Annotated in this window: 17 protein-coding genes; 15 read left to right on the forward strand and 2 right to left on the reverse strand. The window is 58.2% G+C overall.

Features of this window, described 5'->3' with window-relative positions; all coding sequences use genetic code 11:
• The first annotated feature begins 533 nt into the window (after window positions 1–533).
• The 15 genes from nifH (at window position 534) to NE637_RS02500 (ending at window position 17,509) form a co-directional block, all read left to right on the forward strand.
• Complete coding sequence (gene nifH, locus NE637_RS02430; protein ID WP_022659260.1) at window positions 534–1,355, forward strand: nitrogenase iron protein; 822 nt, start codon at window positions 534–536, stop codon at window positions 1,353–1,355.
• A gap of 27 nt (window positions 1,356–1,382) precedes the next feature.
• Window positions 1,383–1,706 (forward strand): P-II family nitrogen regulator, encoded by a 324-nt coding sequence (locus tag NE637_RS02435; protein WP_022659259.1) that lies wholly within the window; start codon window positions 1,383–1,385, stop codon window positions 1,704–1,706.
• A 9-nt stretch (window positions 1,707–1,715) separates the two neighbouring features.
• Entirely contained in the window at window positions 1,716–2,093 is a 378-nt protein-coding gene (locus NE637_RS02440; RefSeq protein ID WP_022659258.1) for a P-II family nitrogen regulator, read from the forward strand.
• Window positions 2,094–2,104: 11 nt separating this feature from the next.
• A complete protein-coding gene (gene nifD / locus NE637_RS02445; protein ID WP_192111993.1) occupies window positions 2,105–3,694 on the forward strand; it encodes a nitrogenase molybdenum-iron protein alpha chain in 1,590 nt (529 codons plus the stop codon).
• 1 nt (window position 3,695) lies between these two features.
• Entirely contained in the window at window positions 3,696–5,060 is a 1,365-nt protein-coding gene (locus tag NE637_RS02450) for a nitrogenase component 1 (RefSeq protein WP_192111994.1), read from the forward strand.
• A gap of 61 nt (window positions 5,061–5,121) precedes the next feature.
• Window positions 5,122–6,549, forward strand: a complete 1,428-nt coding sequence (gene nifE / locus NE637_RS02455) for a nitrogenase iron-molybdenum cofactor biosynthesis protein NifE (RefSeq protein WP_192111995.1) — start codon at window positions 5,122–5,124, stop codon at window positions 6,547–6,549.
• Window positions 6,550–6,624: 75 nt separating this feature from the next.
• On the forward strand, window positions 6,625–9,336 hold the full coding sequence (gene nifB, locus NE637_RS02460) for a nitrogenase cofactor biosynthesis protein NifB (protein WP_227117952.1): 2,712 nt from the start codon (window positions 6,625–6,627) through the stop codon (window positions 9,334–9,336).
• Window positions 9,337–9,417: 81 nt separating this feature from the next.
• A complete protein-coding gene (locus tag NE637_RS02465; RefSeq protein ID WP_192111997.1) occupies window positions 9,418–10,362 on the forward strand; it encodes a homocitrate synthase/isopropylmalate synthase family protein in 945 nt (314 codons plus the stop codon).
• Window positions 10,355–11,218: a hydroxymethylglutaryl-CoA lyase-like TIM-barrel protein gene (locus NE637_RS02470; RefSeq protein ID WP_192111998.1), complete on the forward strand. Its 864-nt coding sequence runs from the start codon at window positions 10,355–10,357 to the stop codon at window positions 11,216–11,218. Before NE637_RS02465 ends, NE637_RS02470 begins: the two co-directional genes overlap by 8 nt.
• A 352-nt stretch (window positions 11,219–11,570) precedes the next feature.
• Complete coding sequence (locus NE637_RS02475; protein WP_227117953.1) at window positions 11,571–12,221, forward strand: Fe-only nitrogenase accessory AnfO family protein; 651 nt, start codon at window positions 11,571–11,573, stop codon at window positions 12,219–12,221.
• Between the two features lie 47 nt (window positions 12,222–12,268).
• On the forward strand, window positions 12,269–13,210 hold the full coding sequence (locus tag NE637_RS02480; RefSeq protein ID WP_227117954.1) for a hypothetical protein: 942 nt from the start codon (window positions 12,269–12,271) through the stop codon (window positions 13,208–13,210).
• A 134-nt stretch (window positions 13,211–13,344) separates the two neighbouring features.
• Window positions 13,345–15,363, forward strand: coding sequence for a monovalent cation:proton antiporter family protein (locus NE637_RS02485; RefSeq protein WP_227117955.1), 2,019 nt, complete (start codon window positions 13,345–13,347; stop codon window positions 15,361–15,363).
• A 230-nt stretch (window positions 15,364–15,593) separates the two neighbouring features.
• The gene (locus tag NE637_RS02490; protein WP_215648860.1) at window positions 15,594–16,019 is read left to right on the forward strand and encodes a CoA-binding protein; all 426 of its coding nucleotides are present in this window, start codon (window positions 15,594–15,596) and stop codon (window positions 16,017–16,019) included.
• Between the two features lie 18 nt (window positions 16,020–16,037).
• Complete coding sequence (locus NE637_RS02495) at window positions 16,038–16,490, forward strand: YkgJ family cysteine cluster protein (protein WP_192112003.1); 453 nt, start codon at window positions 16,038–16,040, stop codon at window positions 16,488–16,490.
• A 2-nt stretch (window positions 16,491–16,492) separates the two neighbouring features.
• Window positions 16,493–17,509 carry a J domain-containing protein gene (locus NE637_RS02500; RefSeq protein WP_227117956.1) on the forward strand — a complete coding sequence of 339 codons (1,017 nt, stop codon included), beginning with the start codon at window positions 16,493–16,495 and terminating at the stop codon, window positions 17,507–17,509.
• Between the two features lie 118 nt (window positions 17,510–17,627).
• On the opposite strand, the gene panD is transcribed toward NE637_RS02500, so the two are convergent.
• Both panD and NE637_RS02510 read right to left on the reverse strand, forming a co-directional pair.
• A complete protein-coding gene (gene panD / locus NE637_RS02505) occupies window positions 17,628–18,146 on the reverse strand; it encodes an aspartate 1-decarboxylase (protein ID WP_227117957.1) in 519 nt (172 codons plus the stop codon).
• Window positions 18,147–18,304: 158 nt separating this feature from the next.
• Entirely contained in the window at window positions 18,305–18,727 is a 423-nt protein-coding gene (locus NE637_RS02510) for a hypothetical protein (RefSeq protein WP_027180902.1), read from the reverse strand.

Raw genomic sequence — 18,727 nt, forward strand, 5'->3', positions numbered from 1 at the left:
AATGAGCCCTTTTCTCTCCCCCACTGGCAAAACCGTCCGAACAGATACGTTCTTGCCTGAACCGCTCCCTTCCTCCCCTCACACTCCTCTCAATTCACCGCTCTTTTGCAATTCAATCCCTGCTTCCGCCCCATTTGCCTGATGGGCCGGGCTTTCTGCGCCCATGAGCAGCCATCGCTGCCCTACCTGTTTTCCTCTGCCGCTTCCATCATCGTGTGTCCCCAATGCAGCCCATTCTGCCCCTGCACATTCACGAATGGCAATTTCCCTGCAACCTGTTCCCAATTTCAAACAAATTTGTATTGGCGATTTACGGCCAAAATTTTCCTTCAAATAAAAATCTATTATTAAAGCAAGTTACAGACAGGGCGGTTTTTTCTGCACGATAGGCCACCTTAACAATTTTGTATTGATTGTGCATGCAGATTATAAAATTATATAATAATATTATATAGTTAATCTAACGGCACGGTTTCTGCACAAAGAGGGACAAGCGCAACGAGCGCGGGAACATCAAACCCAGAGGGAATCTCATGCGTCAGGTAGCTATTTACGGCAAGGGCGGTATCGGCAAGTCCACCACCACACAGAACCTTAACGCCGGCCTTGGCGAAATGGGCAAGAACATCATGATCGTGGGTTGCGACCCCAAGGCCGACTCCACGCGCCTTATCCTGGGCGGCCTTGCCCAGCAGAGCGTGCTCGATACCCTGCGCGAAGAGGGTGAAGACATCGAGCTGGATCTGGTGCTCAAAAACGGCTTCAAGGGCATCCGCTGCGTGGAATCCGGCGGCCCCGAACCGGGCGTTGGCTGTGCCGGGCGCGGTATCATCACCTCCATCGGTCTGCTGGAACGCCTTGGCGCTTACACCGAAGACCTCGACTACGTGTTCTATGACGTTTTGGGCGACGTTGTGTGCGGCGGTTTCGCCATGCCCATCCGTGAAGGCAAGGCCCAGGAAATCTACATCGTGGCTTCGGGCGAAATGATGGCCCTCTACGCCGCCAACAACATCTGCAAGGGTGTCAAAAAGTACGCCAACACCGGCGGCGTGCGCCTTGGCGGCATCATCTGCAACAGCCGCAAGGTTGATGGCGAAGCCGAGCTTGTCTCTGCCGTTGCCAAAGAAATCGGCACCCAGATGATCCACTTTGTGCCGCGCGACAACATGGTGCAGCGCGCCGAAATCAACAAGCAGACCGTTATCGAATTTGACCCCACCTGCGGACAGGCCGACGAATACCGCACCCTGGCGCAGAAGATCGACGGTAACGACATGTTTATTATCCCCAAGCCCCTTTCCCAGGAACGGCTCGAAGAGCTGCTCATGGAACACGGCTTGATGGACGCCTAAACCAACAGCACGAAACGGAGAACAACAATGCAGATGATTCGCACGATTATTCGGCCTGAAAAGACCACCGAGGTTCTCTCCGAGCTGCTGTCAGCGGGCTTTCCCGCCGTTACCAAGCTTGATGTGGTGGGCCGTGGCAAGCAGAAAGGCATCATGGTTGGCGATATCCAGTACGACGAAATTCCCAAGCAGATGCTCATGCTTGTGGTCAGCGATGAAGACAAGGACGATGCTATCCGCGTTATCCTGCGCGTGGCAAAAACGGGCGACGGTCACTTTGGCGATGGCAGAATCTTTGTTTCAAGCGTCAGCGAGGCCTGGACCATCAGCAGCGGCAAGTCCGGCCTGTAGGAGGCTCCCATGCAGGAAATAGTTGCAATGGTTCGGGCCAACATGGTGGCGGCTACCAAGAATGCCCTGTCCAAGGCCGGATGCCCCTCATTCTCATGCACCAAGTGCCTGGGACGCGGCAAAAAAGGCATGGATCCCGCCACCCTGCGCATGGTTATGGAAAGCGGCGAGCTGCCGCGCACTCCGGCGGGCGAATCCCTGACCGAAGTGGGCAGGCTGATCCCCAAGCGGTTGTTCAATATCTGCGTTCCCGATGAAAAGGTCGAAGCTGTGGTCAAGGCCATCATAGAAGCCAACAGCACCGGCCACCCCGGCGACGGAAAGATCTTTGTGATGCCGGTGGAAGAATCCTATGTGGTTCGCACGGGCGAGCGCGCTGACGCATAAGGAAGGTATGTATGAGTATTGACGCCAACGCAGTAGTGCTTGAGCGCTACAACGCCAAGGTCTTCAAGAACCGCAAGGAGCACATGCTCAAGGTCAATCCTGCGGAAGACCAGATTATTATCGCCAACACGCGTGCCATTCCCGGCATCATGACCAACCGGGGCTGCTGTTACGCTGGCTGCAAGGGCGTTGTGCTCGGCCCCATCAAGGACATGGTTACGATCACCCACGGCCCTGTGGGCTGCGGCTTCTATAGCTGGGGTACGCGCCGCAACAAGGCCAAGGCAGAAGGGGATACCCCCAATTACATCCAGTACTGCTTTACCACGGACATGCAGGAACCGGACATCGTCTTTGGCGGCACCAAGAAGCTCAAGAAGGCCATTGATGAAATCATGGAGCTTATGCACCCCAAGACCATCATGATCGCCGCCACCTGCCCTGTGGGCCTGATCGGTGACGACATTCAGGCCGTGGCCGCAGAAGCTGAACAAGAATACGGCATCCGCTGCGTGGCATATAGCTGCGAGGGTTACAAGGGCGTAAGCCAGTCGGCGGGCCACCATATCGCCAACAACGGTCTTATGAAGCGCGTTATCGGAACTGGCGATTATGAACCCGCCACCAAGTATTCGATCAACATCCTTGGCGAATACAACATCGGCGGCGACGGCTGGGAACAGGAACGCATCCTTAAAAAGATTGGCTACGAAGTTGTTTCGGTGTTCACGGGCGACGGAGAAGTGGAACGCATAGCCAGCTCGCACAAGGCAAACCTGAACCTCGTGCAGTGCCACCGCTCCATCAACTACATCGCCGAAATGATGAAGACCAAGTACGGCGTGGACTGGCTCAAGGTCAACTTTATCGGCCTGGAAGGAACGGTTCAGAGCCTGCGCGACATGGCTGCCTACTTTGGCGATCCAGAGCTTGCGCAGCGTACCGAGCAGGTTATCGCCGAAGAACTGGCCGAGGTGCAGGATCAGATGGCGGCCTACAAGGCCCGCCTCAACGGCAAGACCGCAGCCCTCTTTGTGGGCGGCAGCCGCTCGCACCACTACCAGGGCCTGCTGCAGGATCTGGGCATCAAGACAGTGCTTGCCGGGTACGAATTCGGCCACCGCGACGACTACGAAGGCCGGGAAATCATCCCCAACATCAAGGACGACGCGGACAGCAAGAACATCGAACACATCACCGTGGAAAAGGACGAAAAGAAGTATCACGCCTACCTTACGCAGGAACAGTACGACAAGCTGGCCGCCGAGATCCCGCTTGAAAAGTACCACGGCATGATACGCGACATGGATGAGGGCACTTACGTGGTTGACGACCTCAACATGTACGAAGCTGAAAAATTTATGGAAATCCTCAAGCCCGACATGTTCTTCTCCGGCATCAAGGACAAGTACGCGCTGCAAAAGGCCGGCACGCTCTCGCGCCAGTTGCACAGCTACGATTACAGCGGGCCTTACGCGGGTTTCAAGGGCGCAACGCAGTTCGGTTACGACCTCTGCATGGGTTACTTTACCCCCGCGTGGCACATGGTAACCCCGCCCTGGAAGAACCGCGCCACCCTGCAAGGAACTGTGGGAGAATAGTATGCTTGACCTCACCCCAAAGACACATGTGAACAGATCGGGCGTTCTTATCAACCCGTGCAAGACCTGTCAGCCGGTGGGCGCGCTGTTTGCCGCCCTGGGCGTGCGCAACTGCATGCCTTACAGCCACGGATCGCAGGGTTGTGCTTCTTACCACCGCACCTACCTTACGCGTCACTTTAAGGAACCAGCCATTGCCGTCACCAGTTCCTTTACGGAAGGCGCCTGCGTGTTCGGCGGCGGCCCCAACATCCGTCAGGGCGTCAAGACCACTTTTGAGGTCTATAACCCCGACATTATTGCCGTGCATACCACATGTCTTTCTGAAACCATCGGCGATGACCTCAAGACCTACATCGACGAAATGGAAATTCCGGACGACAAGCTCGTGGTGCACTGCAACACGCCGAGCTACGTTGGCTCGCACGTGACGGGCTTTGGCAACATGATGGCCGGTTTTATCAACTACCTTGCCGCCAAGGGCAAAACCACGGAAACCGTGGCGGTGTTCCCCGGTTTTGTGAACCCTGGCGACATCCGTGAATACAAGCACCTTGTGAACCTGATGAAGCTCAAGTCCATCATGTTCCCCGATTGCAGCAACGTCATGGATGCCCCCATGACCGGCGAATACAAGATGTACCCTGATGGCGGCACCACGGTTGAAGAAATCCGCGCCCTTGGCACCTGCCGTAAGGTTCTGGCCCTTGGCCGCCTGACCAGCGAGGAACCCGCGGCCCAACTCAAGCGCAAGTGCGGCGTGGATTTTGACCTGCTTCCCCTGCCCATCGGCCTGGCCGATACCGATGCCTTTGTCATGGCCATGGCAAACCTCAATGGCGGCGAAGTTGACCCGCTTATTGACGAAGAACGTGGTCGCCTGCTTGACCTCATGCTGGACGCCAACCCGTACTTCTACGGCAAGAAAGTTGCCGTGTACGGCGACCCCGACACAGTGCTTGGCATGACCCGCTTCTGCCTCGAACTGGGCATGATCCCCAAGTACGTGCTTACCGGTACGCCCGGCGAAACCTTCGTCAAGCTGGCCAAGGCCATGTTCAAGGAATACGGCAAGGAAGAAGAATGCCAGGCCTTTGCCGCCAAGGACCTCTTTGACCTGCACCAGTTCATCAAGGAAGAACCCGTTGACCTCTTGCTCGGCAACTCTCACGGCAAGCAGATCGCCAAGGCCGAGGGCATTCCGCTGGTTCGCGCCGGTTTCCCGGTGCTTGACCGCTACGGACACGCCTCGCTGCCCATGGTCGGCTACCGTGGAGCCTTCCAGCTCGCCACCCGGATCGCTGATACGCTCATGGAAGAGTTTGACCGCAACTGCGCTGACGAAGATATGGATCTGATTATGTAAGACGGCTCAAAGCCGCAATAGGGCCGGGGGGGCATCCCCCCGCCCTTGCAAGGGGGTTCCCATGGCTATGGAAATACTTGAAGAACGCCGTACGTCCATCAAGGAAAAGGGAAACAAGGGCGGGGGCTGCTGTAGCGGCGACGGCCTGCGTTGCGATACGGCCAGCGTGGCCGGTTCCGTGAGCCAGCGGGCCTGCGTGTACTGCGGTGCGCGCGTGGTGTTAAACCCCATTACCGATGCCTTTCATATCGTTCACGGCCCCATCGGCTGCGCCAGCTACACCTGGGACATTCGCGGCAGCCTCACCAGCGGGTCGGAACTGTTCCGCAACAGTTTTTCCACTGACTTGCAGGAAAAGGACATCGTCTTTGGCGGTGCGGAAAAGCTCACCCGCGCCATTGACGAGGCCGTGGCCAACTATGCGCCCAAGCTCATCTTTGTGTACGCTACCTGCATTGTGGGCGTAATCGGCGACGATGTGGAAGCCGTGTGCCGCAATGCGGAAAAAAAGCACGGCATCCGCGTGATCGCGGTCAAGGCTCCGGGCTTTTCGGGCACCAAGTCCACAGGCTACCGCATGGCCTGCAACGCCCTTGTGCAGCTTATGGAGCCGCACAAGGAACAGCCCAAGATCAAGGGCGTCAACATCCTTGGCGACTACAACCTTGCGGGCGAAATGTGGATTATCCGCAACTACCTGCGCGAGATGGGCATTCCCATTGTCGCCACCCTCACGGGCGACGCCGCGTACGAAACGCTCATCAAGGCTCCGGCTGCACAGCTCAACATCGTGCAGTGCGCTGGCTCCATGATGTATCTGGCCCACCGCATGGAAGACGAAATGGGCGTTCCCTGGATGCGCGCCAGCTTCTTTGGGGTGGAAGACACCTCCACAGCCCTGCGACAGGTGGCCGAACGCCTCAATGACGACTACGCAAAGCGCAAGGCTGAGGCTCTTATTTCTGAACGCGGCGCAAAGGCTGAAGCTTTTCTTGAACAGTACAAGCCGCACTTTGTGGGCAAAAAGGCCGCCATTTTTGTGGGCGGCGGCTTCAAGGCCATATCGCTCATCCGTCAGTTTAACGAGATGGGCATTGAAACCGTAGTGGTCGGCACCCAGACCGGCAAGCCTGAAGATTATGAAATCATTTCAAGCCTCGTTAACCCCGGCACTGTCATTCTGGACGATGCCAACCCGGCAGAGCTTGAAACCTTCATGAAGCAGAAAGGCGCGGATATTCTGGTTGGCGGCGTCAAGGAACGCCCCCTCGCCTACAAGCTTGGCATTGCCTTTTGCGACCACAATCACGAGCGCAAGCACGCTCTGGGCGGTTTTGAAGGCGTGGAAAACTTCACCCGCGAGGTGAACCTTTCCATCAACAGCCCTGTGTGGCAGTTCACGCGCAGCTCTGCCTCATTTGCCGAGGCAACGCAGGCGCAGGCCAGCCTTGTGCGTGAAGCACTGGCAGCAAGAGCAGCACATTTCTAGCACAGCGTAATCGGCTTGCACGCAGTTTGCCCGCCGCCACGGCCCAAAGGCCGCCTGGAACATAAGGAGAAGACAATGAGCGCCAATCTTGTCAACCTGAATACAAATCCCTGCAAGATGTGCATGCCCATGGGTTCGGTAAGCGCCTTTTACGGCATCAGCAAGAGCATGAGCATTCTGCACGGTTCGCAGGGGTGCAGCACCTACATTCGGCGGCACATGGCAACACATTACAATGAGCCGGTGGATATCGCCTCCTCTTCGCTTACAGAAGAAGGCACGGTCTTTGGCGGCACCAAGAATCTGCTCAAGGGGCTTGAAAACCTCATCAAGCTCTACAACCCCGAGGTGATCGGCGTTTCCACCACCTGTCTTGCCGAAACCATCGGCGAGGACGTGCCCGCCATCATCAAGCAGTTCAAGGACGAACACCCGGAAGTGACGGCCACCATCATTCCCGTGGTCTCGCCGGGCTACAGCGGCTCGCAGTACGAGGGATTTTTCCGCGCTTTGCACGCCATTGTGCGCCATGTGCCCATGAACGCCACGCCCAACAACGTGGTCAACATCATCACCGGGCACCTCTCTGCGGCGGATACCAGAGCGCTCAAGCTGCTGCTTGACGCCAGCGGCCTTGAATACGTGCTGCTGCCCGACCTTTCGCAGAATCTTGATGGCGGGCATGAAGATGACTATAACAGGCTGCCCCAGTATGGCACCACGCTTGCCCGCATCGGCCTCATGGCTGGCGCGCGCATGACGCTCGAACTTGCGCCCTTTTGCCCCGACGGCTATTCCCCTGGCGCGTACCTTCGCGATACTTACGGAGTGCCGCTCCTGCGCATGAACCTGCCCGTGGGCCTGCGCGATACCGACGCCTTTATAGCCACGCTTGAAGCCCTTGGCGGGGCCATTCCCGCCACTGTGCGTGAAGAACGCGCCCGCTACCTTGACGCCATGATCGATGCGCACAAGTATAACGCCCAGAGCCGCGTTGCCGTATTTGGCGAGCCGGACATGGTGCTGGCCCTTGTGCGCGCCTCGTGCGAAAACGGAGCCGTCCCCGTGGTGGCCGCCACCGGCAGCCGCTGCGCCGCCTTTGAAAAAACGCTTGCGCCCGACATGGCTCAGGCTACGGAAACCCAGTTCAGCGGCGATTACGACATTCTCAATTTTGCAGACTTTGCCGCCATTGAAAACGCGCTGCTTGCGCGCAAGGCCAACCTCATGCTTGGCAATTCCGATGGCCGCCGCATTGAGGAGCGTCACCATGTTCCGCTGCTGCGCTACGGCTTTCCCATCCACGACAGGGTTGGCGGCCAGCGCACACGCATGCTCTTCTATGACGGCTCGCTCAGCCTCATGGAAGCCACGGCAAACGCCATGTTGCAGTTCACCGAGGGCAGCTTCCGCGAGGAGCTTCTCAACAAATACTTCAAGGATGAAGCCGTCATGGAAGCTGATGCCTCCCGCATAGAAGTTGCGGCCCCGGCCACGGAGCCTCTTGTGCCTGTAACAGCCCCTTCAGCCGTCCATGCCGCTGGCAGCGCCGCCGCCGTCAATGCGGAGCGCACCAAGTCCCACCCCTGTTTTTCCTGTGGGGCCTGTGCCACCTCGGCGCGCCTGCACCTGCCCATCGCGCCCAAGTGCAACCTGAGCTGCAACTACTGCCTGCGCAAGTACGACTGCGTTAACGAAAGCCGCCCCGGCGTCACCACCGCCGTGCTCACGCCCGCGCAGGCTTTTGACCACTTTATGAAAGTAAAGCGCGACATGCCCAATCTTACGGTTGTGGGCATCGCCGGCCCCGGCGACACGCTGGCAAATCCCGAGGAAACCTTCCGCACGCTGGAGATGATCCGCAAGGAAGACCCCAATATCACCTTCTGCATGTCCACCAACGGTCTGGCTCTGCCGGAATACGTGGAAGACATGAAGCGCGTGGGCGTAAGCCACGCCACCGTGACCATCAACGCCGTTGACCCGGTCATTGGCGCGCAGATTTACAAGTTTGCCATGTATCGTGGCAAGAAATACACGGGCGAAACCGCAGCCGCCCTCCTGCTGGCAAACCAGATGGCGGGCCTGCGCGCCCTCTCCCAGGCTGGCATTGTGAGCAAGGTCAACACGGTGCTACTCAAGGGCATCAACGACGGGCACATTCCGCAGGTGGTGGAAACCGCGCGCGAGCTTGGCGCTGTGATGACCAACATCATGCAGCTTATCCCGGTCAAGGGCAGCGTTTTTGAAAACATGCCCCTCGTGAGCAACAAGGAACTCATGGACATGCGCCGCAGCTGCGAGCCCACGCTCAAGCAGATGTACCATTGCAAGCAGTGCCGCGCCGACGCCGTGGGCCTGCTGGGCGACGACAAATCCATTGATTACCGCCCGCCCGTGGCCGAAAAGGCCCCCGTGGTGGAAGAAGCCAAGCCCGCCGTGGCCCGCAAGATACGCATTGCCGTAGCTTCCAAGACAGGCATGACGGTTGATCAGCACTTTGGTCAGGCCGAACAGTTCTACATCTACGAAAGCGATGGCGACGCCGCCAGCTACGTGGAAACCCGCAGTGTTTCCAAATACTGCAATGGCATGGACGACTGCGGCGAAAAGGCCGGGCGCATGGCGGGCATACTGGCCGCCGTGGACGACTGCAAGGGCGTGCTGGCCCTGCGCATAGGCGAAAGCCCGCTGAAAAAGCTTGAGACAAAGGGAATCCGCGTGTTCACCCTCTATGAAAATGTGGATAAGGCCGTGAATGACGCCGCCAGGGCGCTCTGCGGATAATTCCGGCCCATTCCAACGGCCTGGCCGGAGGCAAACCGGTCAGGCCGGGGCACACGCCATCTTTGCCAAGAGGTTATTTCCATGCCGCAACTGGTGGACAGAACGCTCTGCCTGCTCTACCGGGTGCTGCCAGCCGCGCACTCGCAAGAGGAAAGGCAGACCGCAGACGCATTTGCGCTCTGGGCCGGGGAATGGATCGACCTCATGCACCATATGGGTTTTGTGGTCGAAATTCCCCCAGACCTGCAATTTGCAGCAGCCAGCGTCAAGGCCCGCCGCACGGGCAAACGCCCGATCCTTAACGGGCCGTGGGCGCGCCTGAGCGGTTGCTGTGACGCCCTTTATACCTTTGAAACGGAACTCTGGCCGCGCTTTGCCGCCATCAAGGATACCGTGGAGTTCTGCCCCGGCGATCATGCAGGCTGCGCCACGGCTCTTGCCGTGCTGTGGATGCTCAAGGGCGGCCCCCGTGTGGCGGGCTGCATTGGCGGCTCTGCCCTGCACGGCCCCGATGCCGGGCCTGCGCTGGAAGAAGTGGCCCTGAGCCTGTACGCCCAGGGTCTGGAAACCGGCCTGACGCATCTGGACAAACTGCCTGAAGCAACAGCTCTGCTCAGGGAGGCAGGCCAGGAAGTTTCCCACCACAAGGCCGTGCTGGGAGCGGATATTTTTGCTGTAGAATCCGGCATCCACGTGGACGGCATTGTAAAAAAACCCTTTCTTTACGAGCCGTACACGCCAGCTACTGTAGGGCTTGAACGCCAGATTGTGGTGGGCAAGCACTCAGGGCGTGTTTCGTTGCGCATCAAGGCCCGCCAGCTTGGTTTGAACTTGCCGCGCACGGCGGAAGAACATATGCTGGAACTGGTTCAGCAGCTTGCCGAGCGCCAGCAATGCAGCCTGACCGATGCCCAGTTTCTCGACCTGTGTCACGCATGCCATCCCCCCGAATCCTTGTCTTCTGCCCGAACGGACTGTTGCGGTCTTTCGGGCGCAACGGCTTCTGTGGAGGTGGGCCATGCCTGAGATCATTATTGTCGATACCACCCTGCGCGACGGCGAGCAGGCTCCCGGCTTTGCATTCCCCCCTGCCCTGAAAATCCGCCTTGCCGCCATGATGGACGAAGCTGGCGTGGACCAGATCGAGGCGGGCGTTCCCGCCATGGGCGAAAACGAAAAGGCCACCATCCGCTCCATCCGCGAGGCCTGTTCCAATGCCCGCGTTTCCACCTGGAACCGCCTGCGTGAAAGCGATGTGCGCCACTCCTTTGACTGCTCTCCACATATCATTCATCTATGCTGCCCGGTTTCTGACCGGCAGATCAAGGACAAGCTCAAAACCACCCGCGCCGAAGTGATGGCCTCCCTTGCCAAGTGCGCGGCACTCGCCGCAAGCCGTGGAGCGGAAGTGACGGTTGGCTTTGAAGACGCCTCCCACGCTTCGCCCGACCAGTTGCGCGAAGCGGCAAAGGCGGCACGCCAGTGCGGCGTGGTGCGGGTGCGGCTCAGCGATACCGTGGGCTGTTACACGCCAGACAAGGTCTGGCGGGCCGTGCGCATGCTGCGCGAGGCAGGAGTGGATGTGGAAATCCATGCGCACAACGACTTTGGCATGGCTGTTGCCAATTCACTCATGGCTGTGAACGCCGGGGCGCGCTACGTCAATACAACGTTGTGGGGCATTGGCGAACGGGCGGGCAACTGCGGGCTTGCCACCTTTACGGCGGCGGCCGCGCGGCTTGGCAATACCTCCTGCGCCGTAGATGCGCGCAAGGCACTTGAACTGGAACGCCTTGCGGCTACACTTTTGCCGCAAAAATCCATGAACGGCTGGGGCAAGCATCTGGGGTATAGCTATGGCACGCGCCCCTTTGGTCTTTAACGGCACAAGCGTCTTTTGTCCTCTGCCAGCGTTGCGTTAGCCGTTGCGACGCAGGAAGCTACGGATAACGGCAGCAGTTGGTTAAAAATGAACCTTACACGTCCATTGCTGTCGCTATTCGTAAGCCCGACAAGCGGGCAACGACTAGCGCATACTGCGCCAGTTTTTTCGGTCGAGTACTATAAGAGTACACTCCCTCAAAAACAGGCTTGTCTTCCTTGGCAGAGAACAAAATCCATCTTGTGCCAAAACAAGTTTATCATAATTACGGCAGATAGATAGATGTTATTTTTAATAATTACATCACTCGTTGCCGCCAATACTCTGGACGCCCCAGCTTACGGAGATCGCCATGAAATGCGACTGCATTGCAGTGTTGGTAAATACAGATAATTCAATCACCGCCATGGAAAACTGCACCCACCTTTCCCTCTGGCAGCGCGACTGGAGCACGGGCAAGGGCTGGCATGCCTGTGATCCAGTGCCTTTTTCTCTTGAAGGCTGCGCAACTCTGCCCCAGATACGCGACCGGCTGCGTCAACTGGCCCTTCTGCTGCCCGCAGAGGCAGCCATAGCCGGGGCCAGTATTTCCGGCCTTGCCTACAACGAACTGAGCCGGATGGGCTTTTGCCTGTGCGAGCTGGATGCATTCTCGCCCGATATTCTGGATGCCTTGGCCAGCGAGATTCTGGCTTCCGCCCAGGGGGAGGCTCAGGTTCCCATCGCGCCCACGCCCACAGATACACCCGGCGTATACAGCATCAATCTTATGGAAGTGCAGGCCGCACACCCTGAAATTACATCAAAAAAAGCCTTGCGTCCCTTTTTTGCGTCTACGCCCTTTGTGGAACTGGAACTCATCTGCGGGCACATGCCCCCCTGGCTTGAGGAGCACATGCGCCAGCAGCGCCTGACATGCGCCCTCACCCGGCAGGAAGACGGAACCGTCCGCGCCCGTATTTCACACGCGCTTTGCGGCGAATCTGCGGCCAATGGACGTTAGAGCAGTTCACGGATGAAATGGGTTAACTGCTCCAAGGAGTCAATGATATGGGTACTGCCCTGCAATTTGAAACTGTGGCTACGCCCTACGGCACCATCGCCAACGTGCATGTGCTCTCCCGCTGGCCCGGCGGCGCGCCGCAGGATTGCCGCCTGCTGGCAGAAGATACCGTGCCCACGCCCCACGGCTGGCTCACGCCCCTTTACGAAGCCGAAGACGTGCGCCGCAGCAGCGGCAAGAGCTTCAGCCTCTACCCCAACGGCATGTGGCGCAGCCTGGAGCTGCAAAATCAAACAACCGTAAACACGCCCCTTGGCGACATGCCCGCCGAATGGCTGGCATGGCACGGAAACGGTGCGCTCAAGCGCATACTCCTGCGCAAGGGCAAACTCAGCGGTTACTGGACAGAACAGGACGAGCGCAAACTGGCAAGCCAGATATCCCTTTCCCTGCACGGGCAGGAAATGAGCGCCAAGGTTCAGGGCCTGCGTTTCTATCCTTCAGGTGTACTGGAGAGCGTCACCTTCTGGCCCGGCGAAACAATCAGGCTCGTCACCCCGCTTGGCCCCATGCCCGTGAGGTACGGCTGCGCCTTTTACGAGAGCGGCGCACTGCGAAGCTGCGAACCGGCGCGGCCTGCGCATGTGCCGACCTCCATTGGGCAGCTTGCGGCCTACGACCCTGCGGCCTCGGCCATCTGCGGCGATATGAATTCCCTGTGCTTTGGTGAAGACGGCGAGGTTTCCAGCCTTGTCACCGCCGCCTGTTCGCTACGCTGGCAGCAGGGCAAGGAGCAGAAATGCATGTCGCCGCGCATGGAAAAAGATCAGCTCACCATGCTGCGCACAGTGGTTGTTCCCCTGCGGGTAGAATTTCTGCCCAATGGTCTGGTACGCATGGACGATGGCAAACAGATCATGCAGGCCCCCTCGCAGGGCATAACTGTCGGGCCTTTTGTGGCTCTGCCCGACATGCGCGAGAGCCGCTGAGGTTTTGCGCAGCAACTACAACCCTGCCTTACATTGCAACCAGTTGGACGAGCATCGCGCTGCCGCAAACATTGTTGCGGCAGCGCGTCTTGCGCTGTATATGGTCACAGTGCTAGATTGCCGCAGGAGGCTGCATGGAAGTTCCTTTGCTCTATGAAATCGTCATTATTTTTCTTCTTTCAATATTCGTCACCATCGTCTGCAACAGAATAAAACTGCCCGCTACCGTGGGCTTTCTGCTTACAGGCGTTTTGTGCGGCCCGTCCCTGCTTGGTATCGTCAAGGATATGCAGGCCATTGATCATATTGCTGAACTCGGCGTTGCCATGTTGCTGTTCACAATAGGCATGGAACTTTCCGGCGAGGCCCTCAACCGCCTGAAACGGCCCGTTTTTCTGGGCGGCAGCCTACAAATCGGCCTGACAGTTCTTGCCGTGGCGGGCATAGCCATGCTGCTGCGCGATGCCACCTACCAGAAAGGCCTTTTCTGGGGCTGTCTGGTGGCGCTTTCGTCGTCGGCCATCGTGCTGCGCATTTTGCAGGAGCGCGGGGCCACAAACACGCCTACGGGCCGCCTTTCCCTCGCCATCCTTGTTTTTCAGGACATTATGGTAGCGCCCATGCTGCTGGCGGTGCCGCTGCTTGCGGGCACGCTTGAGCTTTCTCTCCAGGGCGCGGTGTTCTCCACCCTGCGCGTGGTGGTGGTATTGGGCGGCGTACTGCTGTTTGCCCGCTTTGGCCTCAACAGGCTTATGGAAGCCGTGGTACGCACCCGCACGAGGGAAATACTGCTGCTCTCCACACTTGGCCTGTGCCTTGGCATGGCCATGCTGACCAACCATCTGGGCCTTTCGCTCTCGCTTGGGGCCTTTTTGGCAGGTTTGATGCTTGCCCGGTCGGAATACAGCATGAGCGTTATTTCGGGCATTCTGCCCTACCGCGATGTTTTCATGAGCCTGTTTTTCATCTCGGTAGGCATGATGCTGAATCTGGAGTTTTTTTTAGAGCATTTTGTCGCCATTATTGTTCTGACGGTGCTGTTCATTGTCATAAAATCCCTGCTCACCCTGCCTTCGGTGCTGGTGCAGGGCTATCCCTTGCGCGCGGCCATCATCACCTCCCTCTCTCTCGCGCAGGTGGGCGAATTTGCCTTTGTTCTTGCGGCATCTGGTCTGGCGGCCGGGTTGTTCGACATGAACGCCTACCAGACATTCCTTGACGTAAGCGTGCTCACCATGATGCTGACCCCCGGCCTTATGGCTGTGGCCCCGCGTATTGCCGACAAGGTTGCGGGCAAGCGCAACGAAAGGATGCTCGCCAAGGCCGAAGACCACGAAGGCGCCTGCGCCATGGATGACCACCTGATTATTGTGGGCTTTGGCATCAGCGGAAAACATCTGGCCCATGTGGCCCGAGAATCGGGCGTATGTTACACCATCCTCGAAATGAATCCTGAAACCGTTACCCGCTATCGGCACAAGGAACCCATTTCGCACGGCGACGCCTCGCAGCCCATTGTGCTGGAGCATCTGGGCGTCACCAGGGCGCGTGTGCTCGCCATCGTCATTTCCGACCCGGCGGCGGTGCGCTCCATTGTTATTGAAGCCCGCCGCTTCAACCCCAACCTGCACATCATTGCGCGCACCCGCTTTGTGAGCGAGGTGGCACCGCTGCGCGCGCTTGGCGCGGACGAGGTGATCGCTGAAGAATTTGAAACTTCCATTGAGGTTTTCAGCCGCGTGCTGACGCGCTATCTGGTTCCCCGACAGGATATAGATTCCTTTGCCGCGCGTATCCGGCAGGAGAATTACCGCATGATCCGCCGCATGAGCGCATCGGTAAACTCGCTTGATTCCATGGTCAGCCGCCTGCCGGAGATGGGCGTTCAGGCCATGCGCCTTGCCGCCGCCTCGCCCCTTTGCGGCATCAGCCTTGCCCAAAGCCAGATGCGCCGCAAATACGGCGTAACGGTCATTGCCATTCTGCGTGACGGCGTAACCCAGGCATCGCCCGAACCCAACGACCAGTTCCAGGCCGATGACGTGGTTTATCTGTTTGGCAAAACAGATAAACTTCTGGCAATAGCCCCGCTCTTTTCCGGCCCCTTGCGCGAATCCGGCAAGGAAACCAGCCCCCCGCCCAAGGCTGCATAGCGCATTTCGCAATTGCTGCGTCAAAGGAGGCGGGGCTTGCCCTGCCTCCTTTTAATTGCCAAACTCGGCAAGGTGTTAGCGCTGCCACGGCAAAAGATTCTGCCAAACCGGGGCTGGGAACTTGCGCATTTTGCCATTGCCGTCTATTAAAACTGATTACAGATATACTAACGGGAGCAACCCAAAGGGCTGCCCGCTGATAATCCGCCCTCTTGCGGTATGGATGTACTATGCTTGACGACAGACTGATGCGCGCCATGTTTGGCGAATCACGCAGCATCGCCATTATCGGTGCCAAGGACAAAGCCGGACAGGCCGTGGACAGGGTCGGGCGCTATCTGCTGGAGCAGGGATACAGGATTTTTCCTGTCCATCCTGTGCGCAAGACCGTATGGGGGCTGCCTGCGGCAACCTGCCTTGCGGAGCTGCCCGAGCCTGTGGATATCGTCAATCTGTTTCGTGCGCCGGAATACTGCCCTGCCCACGCGCAGGAAGTACTGGATCTGCCCTGGAAACCAAAAGTTTTCTGGATGCAGCTTGGCATACGCTCGATCGAGGCACGTCAGATGTTAGCCCGTACAGGCATGACAGTGGTTGAAGATTCCTGCATCATGGTGGAACACGAGCGCCTCATGCGCCCCTCTCTCACTTTTTAAGGTCAAGGATTATAGCCCATGTCTGCCGCTCACGGAGAATCTGTTTTCAACTGCCGCATGTGCGGCCACTGCTGCGAAGGAAGAGGCGGCATTGTCGTAAGCCCCACAGACCTGATCCGGCTGGCAGCGCACATGCAGCAAGCACCGGAAGCAGTGGCGGACAGCTATTGCGAACGCATTGGCGGCAAGCTCAAAATTCGTTGCGGCGAAGACGGCTACTGCGTATTTTTTCGCCAGGGCAGCGGCTGCGGCGTGCACGAGGGCAAGCCTTCAATCTGCCGCGCATGGCCCTTTTTTCGCGGCAACATCGAAGACCCGGCCAGCCTTGCCATGGCCAAGGAATTCTGCCCCGGCATCGAAACTGGCGCGCTGCATGCGGATTTTGCGCGCGAAGGCCGCGACTATCTGCGCGAAAACGGCCTGCTTGCTTCTGATGCCACCTGTGAAGCCAATGCGCTTATCCTGAAGTAATCATGCGACGCCGCCCCCGCCAGATATCGTTGAAAGAATGCTACGACATTCTCAAGCTTAAAAAGGACGCCGATACGGCTGACCTCAAGCGGGCCTACCGGCGTCGCGCTTTTGAGCTGCACCCCGATCTCAACCCCGGCAACCCCGATGCCAGCCGGGAATTTCAGCTGCTCAACGAGGCATATGTGGCCCTTTCCGCCATACTCAAACATGAGGACGGCGTACGGGCTTCAACAGAGGCCAGCAGGGCTGCCCAGGCAGAGAGCAAGGCGCGGGCCGCAAAGGAAGAGCCCGCTGACGACAGGGCTGAACAGAAGGCTCAGGCTGAAAATGGCTCTCAAGGCAGCAACGGGCAGCAAGCGGAACCTGACGCAAAAGAAGCCAGCTCTGGCCCGGCTGACGCCGCTTCCGGGGCACGGACCGCAGACGAGACCGGGAAAGCCCAAAAAGAGCAGAATCAAGAGCAGCAAAAGGACAAAACGGCAGACAAAAAAAACGCGCAGAACGGCTATTCAGAGCATGACGTGCTGCGCGACCTGCTTACAGATCCCTTTGCCCGCCGCGTTTTTGAAGATATTTACAGCGAACTGAACCGCCAGCATCAGGAAGAAGCGCCCCCCCAGCAGGAAGCGCCTTACCAAAAGGAAGGGCCCACTTTTGGCCAGCCTAAGGAAAAACCCACGGCAGAAAAGCGCAATGTAAAACTGCACAAGAGCAATCTGGCCTGGGGCACGCCCAAGTGGAACAAAGACCACAGCAAGGGCGTTACCGGTATGGTCAAGGGCTGGCTGCGCCGTCAGATTGATGAAGAACAAACCCTTGCCCTGCCGTCGGCAAATCTTGCGCCCGGCAAGCGCATTCGACTGCAAATACGTCAGGCCCTTTCTGGCGAGCTAAAAACTGTCGAAATCACCCTGCCGCCGGATTTTGCCGTGGGCAAACCCATCCGGCTGCGCGGGCTGGGCAAGCGTGTGGGGCCGTGGCAAGGCGATTTGTACCTTATTATCACCAACGAATGATCACGCGCTTTCATGCGCGCCGCAGTATAAACGAAAAGAGGCCCCTGTGGGGCCTCTTTTCGTTTATACTAGTCTGCTCATCGCAAGAGCATTTTGCGCGTTCTGTCGGAGCCTGCGGCTATTCGGTTTCCACATGAAAGCCAAAGTCGCCCTCTTCTTCCCCGTCGACCACATAGCGCAGGCGCTCATGAATGCTGTTGTCCTCGTTAAAGGTCAGCACTACGGGTTTACGGCTGTACAGATCCTGTGGGCCGTTCACGTATTCGTAAGCGCTGATGATGACTTCATCCCCACGCTGACAGGCCCGGGCCGCCGCACCGTTGAGTATGCAGCAGCGCGACCCCGGCTCGCCGTAGATGACGTAGGTGGAAATACGCTGTCCGTTGCTCTTGTTCCAGATATACACAAATTCCAGCGGGTAGATGCCCGCCTCGCGGCACTGCTCCGGGTCAAGCGTCACCGAGCCGTGGTAGTTCAGTTCGCACCCGGTAACACGAATGCAATGCAGTTTTGCCCGCAGTATTTGCAGCATGACAAACTCTCTTGCGCGGTTGAACGCGCCTAAAAAAAGGTCGCACAGGCGACCATGAATGATGCCGAATCCGGCAGTTGCCCGCACCGCAGGAGTTGCCAGCACAGGGCAACCCCTCGCGCCGCCCGGTAGCGGCGGACGCATGAGCACGGCATGCAACAACTATGAAGCGCACCGCAAGCCTCACCGGGCGCGGCCCCGGTTTGGTCGCTACGCTCCGGGCCGCAAAAGCGGTGTGAACCTAAGCAGACGGCGCAAAAAAATCAATACGCCTTGATGTACTCGTCCATATTTTCCGCAGAGCAGTTGCGGCTGACCCAAAAAGCAGAGGCCCATACCATCAGGGCTGTGGCCTGCGTGTCGTCCAGACTTTTGATCTTGGCTTCAAGGCTGGATTTGCTGGCCCCATGCCGCAGGTGCACACCGTTGATGTCGCAGGCATCCGTAACGCGCAGCAAAAGATACGAAAGCCGCGTATGGTCGGGCATGAGCTTCATATCCTTGTGGGCTTCCACAATGGTTTTCAGCTCCGCAGCACTAAAGATATGCTTGATGCCCGTGATTGCCCGAAAAAACGTGTCCACCGCCCAGGGAAGGATAAACTCCGCCCCCGCGCTCTTTGTGCGGAAGTAGTCTTTGAGCCAGCGTTCCTGATCGTCGTTAATACGTGCTGCGACCTGCGGCAT

The sequence above is a fragment of the Desulfovibrio desulfuricans genome, assembly GCF_024460775.1.
Taxonomy (GTDB): domain Bacteria; phylum Desulfobacterota; class Desulfovibrionia; order Desulfovibrionales; family Desulfovibrionaceae; genus Desulfovibrio; species Desulfovibrio desulfuricans_E.